The 11906-nt window shown below is 65.6% G+C and carries 7 protein-coding genes and 1 pseudogene; 7 read left to right on the forward strand and 1 reads right to left on the reverse strand.

Features of this window, described 5'->3' with window-relative positions:
* Nucleotides 1–44 precede the first annotated feature (44 nt).
* The 7 genes from prmA (at nt 45) to VF673_RS07155 (ending at nt 9518) form a co-directional block, all read left to right on the forward strand.
* On the forward strand, nt 45–935 hold the full coding sequence (gene prmA, locus VF673_RS07125; RefSeq protein WP_090536544.1) for a 50S ribosomal protein L11 methyltransferase: 891 nt from the start codon (nt 45–47) through the stop codon (nt 933–935).
* 78 nt (nt 936–1013) lie between these two features.
* Complete coding sequence (locus tag VF673_RS07130; protein WP_273127043.1) at nt 1014–2228, forward strand: DUF3426 domain-containing protein; 1215 nt, start codon at nt 1014–1016, stop codon at nt 2226–2228.
* 94 nt (nt 2229–2322) lie between these two features.
* On the forward strand, nt 2323–3366 hold the full coding sequence (gene dusB / locus VF673_RS07135) for a tRNA dihydrouridine synthase DusB (RefSeq protein ID WP_440291420.1): 1044 nt from the start codon (nt 2323–2325) through the stop codon (nt 3364–3366).
* Nucleotides 3367–3428: 62 nt separating this feature from the next.
* Entirely contained in the window at nt 3429–3689 is a 261-nt protein-coding gene (gene fis, locus VF673_RS07140) for a DNA-binding transcriptional regulator Fis (RefSeq protein WP_090536881.1), read from the forward strand.
* Nucleotides 3690–3719: 30 nt separating this feature from the next.
* Nucleotides 3720–5327, forward strand: a complete 1608-nt coding sequence (gene purH, locus VF673_RS07145) for a bifunctional phosphoribosylaminoimidazolecarboxamide formyltransferase/IMP cyclohydrolase (RefSeq protein ID WP_440291421.1) — start codon at nt 3720–3722, stop codon at nt 5325–5327.
* 31 nt (nt 5328–5358) lie between these two features.
* The gene (gene purD / locus VF673_RS07150) at nt 5359–6639 is read left to right on the forward strand and encodes a phosphoribosylamine--glycine ligase (RefSeq protein ID WP_273123961.1); all 1281 of its coding nucleotides are present in this window, start codon (nt 5359–5361) and stop codon (nt 6637–6639) included.
* A gap of 137 nt (nt 6640–6776) precedes the next feature.
* Nucleotides 6777–9518, forward strand: a complete 2742-nt coding sequence (locus tag VF673_RS07155; protein ID WP_440291422.1) for a response regulator — start codon at nt 6777–6779, stop codon at nt 9516–9518.
* 212 nt (nt 9519–9730) lie between these two features.
* Here VF673_RS07155 and VF673_RS07160 read toward each other — a convergent pair.
* Nucleotides 9731–11902 (reverse strand): annotated as a pseudogene (locus VF673_RS07160) (YgiQ family radical SAM protein); the annotation flags it as partial.
* Nucleotides 11903–11906: the final 4 nt, after the last annotated feature.

Below are 11906 nucleotides of genomic sequence, written 5' to 3' on the forward strand. Positions count from 1 at the left end.
CCGAGACCCACGCTGACAGCACGAACTTTCTGAAGGAAGCCCCTATGCCCTGGTTGCAACTGCGTCTTGCCATCACTCCGGAACAGGCCGAGCCCATGGAGGACCTGCTGCTGGGACTGGGCGCCGTCTCGGTCACCTTCATGGACGCCGAGGACCAGCCGATCTTCGAGCCGGACCTGGGCACCACACCCCTGTGGCAGCATACCCACCTGCTGGCCCTGTTCGAGGCCGATACCGAGCGCCAGCCGCTGCTCGATCTCCTGCAACAGCTGTGGCAGCAGCCGTTGCCCGAATACCAGTTCGAGGACATTGCCGACCAGGACTGGGAACGCAGCTGGATGGACAATTTCCAGCCGATGCGCTTCGGCCGGCGGCTGTGGATAGTGCCCAGCTGGCACGAGGCGCCGGACTCCCAGGCGGTCAACCTGCTGCTGGACCCGGGCCTGGCCTTCGGCACCGGCACCCACCCGACCACCGCCCTGTGCCTGGAGTGGCTGGATGGACAGGACGTGCGCGGCCTGAACGCAATCGATTTCGGCTGCGGCTCCGGCATCCTCGCCATTGCCGCGCTGCTGCTGGGGGCCGAACGGGTCACCGGCACCGATATCGATCCCCAGGCCCTTGAGGCTTCCCGGGACAACGCCCAGCGCAACGGCATCGCCGATGAGCGTTTTCCCCTGTATCTGCCCGAGGCCATGCCCGCCGAGCCGGCCGACCTGCTGCTGGCCAACATCCTCGCCGGCCCCCTGGTCAGCCTGGCACCGCAGCTGATCTCCCTGGTCAGACCGGGCGGGCGCATTGCCCTGTCCGGCATTCTGGCCGAGCAAACCGAAGAGATCCTTGCAGCCTATCGCGACGCTTTCGAGCTGGACCCGGTGGCCGAGAAGGACGGCTGGATCCGGGTCACCGGCGTGCGCCGGGGCGTGGCGCCGTGAGACAGTTGCAGGCACAATATGCCGCAGCCGTCCCCCGCGGGCAGCAGATGATCAACGACTGAAGGACCCGGTCATATCATGAGCGAGCTGCTGGTCACCCAATGCCCCCATTGCCAGACCCGTTTCCGGTTGACCCCGGAGCAGCTGGGTGTCGCCGGTGGGCATGTGCGCTGCGGTGCCTGCCTGGAAGTCTTCCATGCTGCCGATGCCGCGGCCGCCCTGCAGCCGGTCACACCCGCTCCGGTCATGGACACTGCGCAGCCCCCATCACCTGCTGCCCCGCCGCCGCGGGACGGCCTGCTCGACGATGATCTGGACGAACCGGACCTGGCCGCCCTCGGCCTGGACGAGTCGATCATCGACGAGATCACCCCGGCCGGCCCATTCGCCGATCTGCATGAGGAGTTCCTCACCACACCACCGGCCCGGGACTTCGGTCCCGACTTCGACCACCAGCGCAGCGGTCTCTCCGCCGTGCTCAGCGACACCGAAGGCTATGCCGACCGGGGTATCTTCCACCGGGATCAGCCTGACGCTGCCAGGGACGCAAACGGACCGACGGACACGGAGGTGGAAACGACGCCTCAGCCCGAGCCGCCACGGAATGCGGAACAGCAGTCATCGCACCTCGACAGCGAAGCCGATGATGAGCTGGTCGCCGAGCCGGAGCAGGACGCGCCGGACCTTGTTTCTGCGGCGATGGAGCCAGCCGGGCTGGATGAGGCCGACCCGGACCCGCGCCGGGAGCCCGAGGTCACCCCGCTCAACCTGGCCATGCTCGAGGAAGACCTGCTGGTGACAGCCGGCCGGCGTCGCCGCGCCCCCGGCTGGCTGTGGACAGTTCTTACCCTGGTAGCCCTGGCGGCGCTGCCGGCTCAGTATCTCTACTACCACTTCGATGCCCTGGCCCGCCACGAGAGCACCCGGCCCTGGCTGGAAAACCTGTGCCTGCTGGCCCGCTGCGAACTGCCGGCACGGGTCGACATCAGCCGCATCCGCAGCGCCAACCTGCTGGTTCGGCCCCACCCCGAATTTCCCAACGCCCTGGCCATTGACGTGATCCTGTACAACCGGGCCGACTTCGAGCAGCCCTTCCCGGTGCTGGAGATGCAGTTTGCCGACACCGGCGGCCGCCAGGTTGCCAGTCGCCGTTTCCGACCGGAGGAGTATCTGTCCGGGGAGCTGGCCGGCGTCCGGCTGATGCCTCCACAGACCCCCATACATATCGGGCTGAGCATGCTCGATCCCGGAACACAGGCCCACAGCTACCGTCTGGAATTTCTCAGCCCCTGAGCAGCTGGTCAAATTTCAGCCAGACAGTCTTTATATGGATGCCGGTAGCGGGTATGATAGCCGCCCTCTTCACTTTTTCTGACCCAGCCCGAACATGCCTGCAGTTCTGGGGCATGCACCATTGACCGCGGAGTACAGGGATAGGCCAGCTGTGATCAAGATCGGACCCCACCAAGTTACCAGCCGCGCAATCCTGGCCCCCATGGCCGGCGTTACGGATCGCCCGTTCCGCCGCATGTGCCGGCAGCTGGGTGCCGGGCTGGTCGTCTCCGAGATGGTTACCAGCGACACACGCCTGTGGCACAGCCGCAAGTCCCGCCAGCGTCTGGACCACCGCGGCGAACCCGGCCCCCGCTCGGTGCAGATCGCCGGTGGTGATCCGCAGATGATGGCCGATGCCGCCCGCAGGAACCGTGACAACGGGGCCGAGATCATCGATATCAACATGGGCTGCCCGGCCAAGAAGGTGTGCAACAAGGCCGCCGGCTCCGCCCTGCTGCGCGACGAGCTGCTGGTGGCCGAGATTCTCGCGGCGGTGGTCGCCGCCGTGGATATTCCGGTCACCCTGAAGATCCGCACCGGCTGGGACGAAGACAGCCGCAATGGCGTGCGGGTGGCCCGCATAGCCGAGCAGAGCGGCATTCAGGCCCTTGCGGTTCATGGTCGCACCCGCAACCAGCTGTATACCGGCGAGGCCGAATATGACACCATCGCCGAAATCCGACAGGCCATCCGCATTCCACTGTTTGCCAACGGGGATATCGATTCCCCGCAGAAGGCCAGACAGGTTCTGGAGTACACCGGAGCCGACGCGGTCATGATAGGTCGGGCGGCCCAGAGCCGGCCCTGGATCTTCCGCGAGATCGAACACTATCTGCGCCATGGCGAGGTACCGGCCGAGCCCGGCCTGGCCTGGCAGCAGCAGCTGTTGCTGCAGCATCTGGACGCCCTGCACGAGTTCTACGGCCCCGAGCAGGGTGTGCGCATTGCCCGCAAGCATGCGGGCTGGCAATTGCAGTCGTTACCCGGCGCGGACGAGTTCCGTCGCAGCTTCAACCGCATGGAGTGCGGTGATGAGCAGCGCCAGGCAATCCAGCATTTCTTCGCCCGTTTGATGGAAGGAGGCCTCGCGGCATGAACGACGTAACCACAGCCCTGAAATACGGAAATCCTACCGTGACCGACACCACCGACCCCGACATGCCGACTCCTGCCACGGGTGCGCTGACGGCCCCCCAGACCCTGCGCGACAGCGTGGAACTGGCCCTGCGCAACTACTTCGAGCACCTTGACGGCCAGGACGTGACCGACGTGTACAACATGGTGCTGGCCGAAGTCGAGGCGCCCCTGCTGGAGAGCGTCATGGATTATGTCCGGGGCAACCAGACCCGCGCTTCCGAGGTCCTGGGTCTCAACCGCGGCACCCTGCGCAAGAAGCTCAAGCAGTACGGCCTGCTGTAACCCTTTTTTATCAACCCTGATGGAATTGCAATGACCGACCAAACCACCCGCCTGCCGGTACGTCGTGCGCTGATCAGCGTTTCCGACAAGACCGGCGTTGTCGACTTCGCCCGTGAACTCAGCGCCCTGGGCGTGGAAATCCTTTCCACCGGCGGCACCTGGAAGCTGCTGCGCGACAACAACATCAACGTCGTGGAAGTAGCCGACTACACCGGCTTCCCGGAAATGATGGATGGCCGGGTGAAAACCCTGCACCCGAAGATCCATGGCGGCATTCTCGGTCGCCGCGATCTGGACGGCGCGGTCATGGCTGAGCACGGTATCCAGCCGATCGACATGGTGGTGGTCAACCTCTATCCCTTCGCCGCAACCGTGGCCAAGCCGGGCTGCACCCTGCCCGAGGCGATCGAGAACATCGATATCGGCGGCCCGACCATGGTCCGCTCCGCCGCCAAGAACCACAAGGATGTTGCCATCGTGGTCAACGCCGACGACTATGGCAAGGTGCTGGCCAACCTGCGGGATGGCGGCCTGACCTATGCCCAGCGCTTCGATCTGGCGCTGAAGGCCTTCGAGCACACGGCCGCCTATGACGGCATGATCGCCAACTACCTGGGCACCATCGACCAGACCCGCGACACCCTGAGCACCGAAGACCGCGCCGCCTTCCCGCGCACCTTCAACACCCAGTTCATCAAGGCCCAGGACATGCGCTACGGCGAGAACCCGCACCAGAGCGCGGCCTTCTACCGTGAGGCGCAACCGGCCGAAGCCGGCATCGCCACCGCGGTCCAGCTGCAGGGCAAGGAGCTGTCCTACAACAACGTCGCCGACACCGATGCCGCCCTGGAATGCGTGAAGAGCTTCACCAAGCCGGCCTGCGTCATCGTCAAGCACGCCAACCCCTGCGGCGTGGCTGTGGTTCCCGAAGACGAGGGTGGCATCCGCAAGGCCTATGATCTGGCCTTTGCCACCGACAGCGAGTCGGCCTTCGGCGGCATCATCGCCTTCAACCGCGAGCTGGACGCCGCCACCGCCAACGCCATCGTCGAGCGCCAGTTCGTCGAGGTCATCATTGCCCCCAGCGTCAGCGCCGAAGCCCGCGAAGTGGTCGCGGCCAAGGCCAACGTGCGTCTGCTCGAATGCGGCCAGTGGCCGGCTGAGCGGGTTCAGGACCTGGACTACAAGCGGGTCAACGGCGGCCTGCTGGTGCAGAGCCGGGATACCGGCATGATCACCGAAGCCGACCTCAAGGTAGTGACCAGGCGGGCGCCCACCGAGCAGGAAATCCACGACCTGATCTTCGCCTGGAAAGTGGCCAAGTTCGTCAAGTCCAACGCCATCGTCTACGCCAGGAACCGCCAGACCGTGGGCGTCGGCGCCGGCCAGATGAGCCGGGTCAACTCCGCCCGCATTGCCGCGATCAAGGCAGAACATGCCGGCCTTCAGGTAGCCGGTGCAGTGATGGCCTCCGACGCCTTCTTCCCGTTCCGGGACGGCATCGACAATGCGGCCGCCGCCGGTATCCGTGCGGTGATCCAGCCCGGCGGCTCGATCCGTGACGAGGAAGTCATTGCGGCAGCCGACGAAGCGGACATTGCCATGGTGTTTACCGGAATGCGCCACTTCCGCCACTGAGCAACCCCAGATACAGGTTTGAGGTAACAGAATGAACGTATTGATTATCGGCAGTGGCGGGCGTGAGCACGCGCTGGCGTGGAAGGTGGCCCAGGATGCGCGCGTGGAGAAGGTGTTTGTCGCTCCGGGTAACGCCGGCACCGCCACCGAGGCCAAGTGCGAGAACGTCGCCATCGACGTGCTGGAACTGGACAGGCTGGCCGACTTTGCCGCAGCCAATGTCGAGCTGACCATCGTCGGCCCCGAGGCTCCCCTGGTGGCCGGGGTGGTGGATCTGTTCCGCGAGCGCGGGCTGAAATGCTACGGCCCCACCGCCGGCGCCGCCCAGCTGGAAGGCTCCAAGGCCTTCACCAAGGATTTCCTGGCCCGTCATGGCATTCCCACCGCCAGCTACGCCAACTTCACCGAGGTGGAGCCGGCCCTGGCCTACCTGCGCGAGAAAGGTGCTCCCATCGTCATCAAGGCCGATGGTCTGGCCGCCGGCAAGGGCGTGATTGTCGCCATGACCCTCGAGGAAGCCGAAGCCGCCGTGCGCGACATGCTGTCGGGCAACGCCTTCGGTGAGGCCGGTTCCCGGGTGGTCATCGAGGAATTCCTCGATGGCGAGGAAGCCAGCTTCATCGTCATGGTCGATGGCAGCAACGTGCTGCCCATGGCCACCAGCCAGGATCACAAGCGCGTCGGCGACGGCGACACCGGCCCCAACACCGGCGGCATGGGCGCCTACTCCCCGGCGCCCGTGGTCACCGATGCGGTCCACCAGCGGGTGATGGACGAGATCATCTGGCCGACCGTGCGTGGCATGGCCGCCGAGGGCAACGTCTACACCGGTTTCCTCTACGCCGGTCTGATGATCGACCGCAGCGGCGCGCCCAAGGTCATCGAGTTCAACTGCCGCTTCGGCGATCCCGAAACCCAGCCGATCATGCTGCGTCTGCAGAGCAGCCTGGTGGAGCTGGTCGAGGCCGCCCTGGACGGCCGGCTGGACCAGACCCGGGCCCAGTGGGATCCGCGCCCGAGTCTGGGCGTGGTGCTGGCCGCCGGCGGCTACCCCGGCGACTACCGCAAGGGAGATGTGATCAGCGGCCTGGCGCAGGCAACCAGTCCGGACGGCAAGGTCTTCCACGCCGGCACCGCGCTGCGCGACGGCCAGGTAGTGACCCAGGGCGGTCGGGTACTCTGCGCCACCGCGCTGGGCGGCAACGTCCAGGCCGCGCAACAGGGTGCCTATGCGCTGGCCAAAGCGATCCACTGGGATGGCTGCTTCTACCGCTCGGATATCGGTTATCGGGCCATCCAGCGGGAAAGCTGAGCAGATGCTGCGCGCCGTTCGCACCATCCGGCGCGCAGATCATCGGGGGCTGGCAGGATGTCGTCCTGCCAGCCTTGCACTGAGCGTTCCCCCTCCGCAGAATAGGTGCTGGATTGACCAGGGACAGGACAGGTAACGTGAAGCGTACGCTCGGAGTTTTGCTCAGCGCTCTGCTGGGCCTGTGGCTGCTTGTCGGCAGCTGCTGGGCCAGTAATGCCGGTGCGCCCGAGGGTTATCAGTCCTTCGTGGATACCAGCGGCCAGCTGACACTCAACGATATCCTCTCCAACCGCTACGCCAATCTCTTCGTGCCCACGGCGGAAAGTCCGCTGAAGGTTCCGGGCGCCGGTGCCGCGCTGTGGATCAACGTGCCGCTGGAGCACGCCACCACCTACCTGCTGGAACTGCACAACCCCAGCATTGCCCGCATCAACGTCTATCTGCTGCAGGACGACCTGCTGCGGGTCAGTCATTCATCCGGCATCGCTGATCCCCGCGCCAGCATTCCCCTGCCCCATGGCGGCTTTGCCTTCCCGGTCAACCTCACCGAGAGGGACGGCAAGAAGCTGCTGGTGCGGCTGCAGAACGACTACCCCATGACCACCCACCTGACCATGGTGCCGCTGAGCGAGGTCACCCGGGTGCACATACGCCACCAGTCGGTGCAGGGCATTCTCGTCGGCCTGCTGCTGGGCACCGCACTGACCGCCCTGCTGTTCGGGACCCTGCGTCGCGATCCGCTGCATCTGCTGCTGGGTATCAGCGCGGCGCTGTTCGCCCTCAGCGGCTTGACCGGCGTGGGCTGGGCCCTGCACAACTGGAGTTTCCTGCATGGCCAGACCGGCAATCTGCTGAGCCTGGCCGGCTTCATCGTGCTCAGCGCCGGGCTGCACGGTGCCATGCCCCTGCCCGGCACCACCGGCAGCCGCGCCGAACGCATCATCATTCTGGTGGTCGGCACCCTGATCCTGTCGATCAGCATTGCCCAGCCAGCCAGCACCCAGATGGTGCTGTCCGGGCTGCGCATTGTGCTGCCGGGACTGATGCTGGTGCTCATCGCGGTGGCCCTGGTGCGCCGCAATCCGGTCGACCCGCTGTTCACCGCCGGTACCCTGCTGCTGACCTCCAGCTGGCTGCTGGAGCAACTGCTCGGCCTGCCGCCCCATGGAATCACTCAGCACCTGACCGACCTGCTGCTGTGGGCATCCCTGCTGTGCTATTCGTGGAGTCTTTTCCGTCAGCAGCAGGCCCACACTCTGATCCAGATCATGCAGCAGCATGAGCAGGCCTCGGCCAGGGAGCACCGCGAGGCGCGGATCCGCTTCCTGGCCCGCATCAGCCATGAGCTGCGCACCCCCATGAACGGCGTGCTGGGCATGTCCGAGCTGTTGCTGGACACCGCACTGTCGTCCAAGCAGCGCGATTATGTGCAGACCATCCACAGCTCCGGCAACGACCTGCTCAATCTGATCAACGATGTCCTGGATCTGTCCCGCCTGGAATCCGGGCAACTGACCCTGGAGAAGATGCGCTTCGACCTGCATTCGCTGATCGATGACTGTCTGGAGAACTGCCGTACCCGCCTCAATCACCAGCCGGTCGAGCTGATCAGCTTCATCCATCCGGACGTTCCGCGCTCCATGGAAGGCGACTCGACCCGGCTGCGGCAGATCATCATGAGCCTGCTGAACAACGCCAATGCCAACACCGAGGAAGGCGAGATACTGCTGGTGGTGGCTGCCGAGGAGCAGGCCGACGGCTCGCAGACCCTGCGGCTGGTGGTGCAGGATACCGGTCACCCCATGGGCGCCGAGGCGCGCAGCAGCCTGCTCGAGGCTGCCGCCCCCACCGGGCTGCTGGTGGACATGATGGAACGCCAGGGGCAGCTGTCACTGTACATCTCCCAGCAACTGGTGCGCATGATGGGTGGGCAGATCGGCATCAAGGAGTCCTCCGAGCAGGGCAACTCCATCTGGATCACCCTGCCGGCCGAGCTCATCGACACCCCGGATGACTCCAGCCGCCAGAGCCAGTGCCTGACCGACCTGAACATCCTGATCGTCGATGACAACGCCACCTGCCGCAAGGTGCTGCAGCAACAGGCCAGTGCCTGGCACATGGTACCCCGCACCGCAGCCAGCGGCCGCGAGGCCCTGGCCATGCTGAGGGCCCAGGCCAACCTGAACAACCCCTTCGACATCCTGCTGCTGGACCAGTCGATGCCCGGGATGACAGGTCTGGAACTGGCCAGCAAGATCAAGGACGACCCGCTGATCGGCGACGACCTGCTGATCATCATGCTCACCGGCATCAATCAGCTGCCGAGTCGCATCATCGCCCGCAATGCCGGCATCCGCCGGGTACTGAACAAGCCGGTGTCCGGTTACACCCTGCGTACCACCCTGATCGATGAATGGTTGCAGTTCAAGCAACGCAGCCGGGTGACCCCCGCCGTCGAGGAGCCCGGTGAGGCGTCCGAATCGGACTTCCAGGTGCTGGTGGCCGAAGACAACGCCATTTCCAGCCGCGTGATCCAGGGCATGCTGGCACGGCTGAAGGTCTCCTGCGATGCGGTGAACAACGGGGAAAAGGCGGTACAGGCGGTTCAGAGCGGCAATTACGATCTGGTGCTGATGGACTGCGAGATGCAGGGCATGGACGGCTTCACGGCGACCAGACATATCCGCGACTGGGAGCAGCGGCAGGCCATGTCACCGGTGCCCATCATCGCCCTGACTGCACACATCCTGCCCGAGCACCGGGAGCGCGCTCGCCAGGCCGGAATGACCGGACACATGGCCAAGCCGGTGGAGCTGGCCCAGCTCGAAGCGCTGCTCAATCACTGGAAGGCATCGCGCCGACCGGGCCGGGTCAGCTAGGCATTACAGCTCAGGCGCAGACGTTTCGTTCAGACTGGCCCCGCTGCAGGCGGCAGCGTAGGTGGCCAGCAACTGGCGGGCAAGTGCATTCAGACTCATGACAGTCCCTCCTCGGTGAGTTCCCGTTCATCTTCGCCGAGCCCGGGGGTGGCGGCCATTGAATCCTCTCAATGACCGCCATAGACGCCGGCTCAGCGTGCCGGACGGCCTCCCCCGCGCTTGCTGCGCCGGCCCGCACCGGTGTCGCGGGGCGGCAGACCGGTATGCTGGGTGAGCAGACGGCCCTTCACCGGTCGGCCCCGCCCGGCGCCTGAACGGGCAGCACCCTGCCCCTCCACCGCCGGCTGCCAGGTCGGAATCAGATGCTGCTTGCTGTTGCCGATCAGATCGGCACGCCCCATCTCGGTCAGGGCCTCGCGCAGCAGCGGCCAGTTCTTCGGGTCATGGTAGCGCAGGAAGGCCTTGTGCAGCCGGCGCTGGCGCTCGCCCTTGACCGTGCCCACAGCCTCGCTCTTGTAATCCACCCGGCGCAGCGGGTTCTTGCCCGAGTGGTACATGGCGGTGGCCGTGGCCATCGGCGAGGGATAGAAGGCCTGCACCTGGTCGGCACGGAAACCGTTGCGCTTGAGCCACAGGGCCAGGTTCATCATGTCCTCGTCGGTGGTCCCCGGGTGGGCCGCGATGAAGTACGGGATCAGGTACTGCTCCTTGCCCGCCTCCCGGCTGAACTTGTCGAACATCCGCTTGAAGGTATCGTAGGTGCCTATCCCCGGCTTCATCATCTTCGACAGGGGGCCTTCCTCGGTATGCTCGGGGGCAATCTTCAGGTAGCCGCCGACGTGATGGGTGACCAGCTCCTTGACATACTCCGGCGAGCGCACCGCCAGGTCGTAACGCAATCCGGAGGCGATCAGCACACGCTTCACCCCGGGCAGCTCCCGGGCCTTTCGATACAGTCCGATCAACGAGGAATGATCGGTGTTCAGGTTCTCGCAGACCCCGGGCCAGACACAGGACGGCTTGCGGCAGGAGGCTTCGATCTCGCGGCTCTTGCAGGCCAGCCGATACATGTTGGCGGTCGGTCCGCCCAGGTCGGACACGGTACCGGTGAAGCCGGGGACCTTGTCCCGCATCTCCTCGATCTCGTGGAGGATGGACTCATGGGAGCGGCTCTGGATGATACGGCCCTCGTGCTCGGTGATGGAGCAGAAGGTGCAGCCACCGAAGCAGCCACGCATGATGTTCACCGAGAAGCGGATCATCTCGTAGGCCGGAATCTTCTCGTCCCCGTAGGACGGATGCGGCACCCGGGCGTAGGGCAGCCCGAACACGTAGTCCATCTCCTCTGTGGTCAGGGGTACTGGCGGCGGGTTGAACCAGACATCCCGTTCACCATGGCGCTGCACCAGCGCCCGGGCGTTGCCGGGGTTGGTTTCCAGATGCAGTACCCGGTTGGCATGGGCATAGAGCACCGGGTCGTTGCGCACCTTCTCGTAGGACGGCAGGCGGATCACGGTGCGATCACGCTCGATGCGCGGATGGGGCAGCAGTTCGACCACCTGCACCTCGTCCTCGGACTGCGGCTCCATCCCCCTGGCCTGCTCCACCGCGCAGGCGGCGGCATCCTGGGTGTTGACGTAGGGGTTGATGATCTTGTCTACCCGGCCCGGGCGATCGACCCGGGTGGAGTCCAGCTCGAACCAGCCCGCGGGCGTGTCCCGGCGGATGAAGGCGGTGCCGCGGATGTCGGTCAGCTTGCTCACCGGCTCGCCGGCCGCCAGACGCTGGGCGACCTCGACCACGGCGCGCTCGGCGTTGCCGTACAGCAGCAGATCGGCCTTGGTGTTGATCAGCAGCGAGGGGCGCACCTTGTCCTGCCAGTAGTCGTAGTGGGCGATCCGCCGCAGCGACGCCTCGATACCGCCGAGGATGATGGGCACATCCTTGTACGCCTCACGGCAGCGCTGGGCATAGGGCACGCTGGCCCGATCGGGTCGCTTGCCGGCCTTGCCACCGGCTGTATAGGCGTCGTCCGAGCGGATCTTGCGGTCGGCGGTGTAGCGGTTGATCATCGAGTCCATGTTGCCGGCGGCCACACCGAAGAACAGATTCGGCTTGCCCAGCTTCATGAAGTCATCCTTGCTCTGCCAGTCCGGCTGACTGATGATGCCGACGCGGAAACCCTGGGCTTCCAGCACCCGGCCGATGATGGCCATGCCGAAGGACGGGTGATCCACGTAGGAGTCGCCGGTGACGATGATCACATCGCAGCTGTCCCAGCCCAGCAGGTCCATCTCCTCCCGACTCATGGGCAGGAAGGGCGCCGGGCCGAAACACTCGGCCCAGTAACGGGGGTAGTCGAACAGGGGCCGTGCCTGGGGCATGGTT

The sequence above is a fragment of the Halopseudomonas sp. Lyrl_26 genome, assembly GCF_051948695.1.
GTDB lineage: Bacteria > Pseudomonadota > Gammaproteobacteria > Pseudomonadales > Pseudomonadaceae > Halopseudomonas > Halopseudomonas formosensis.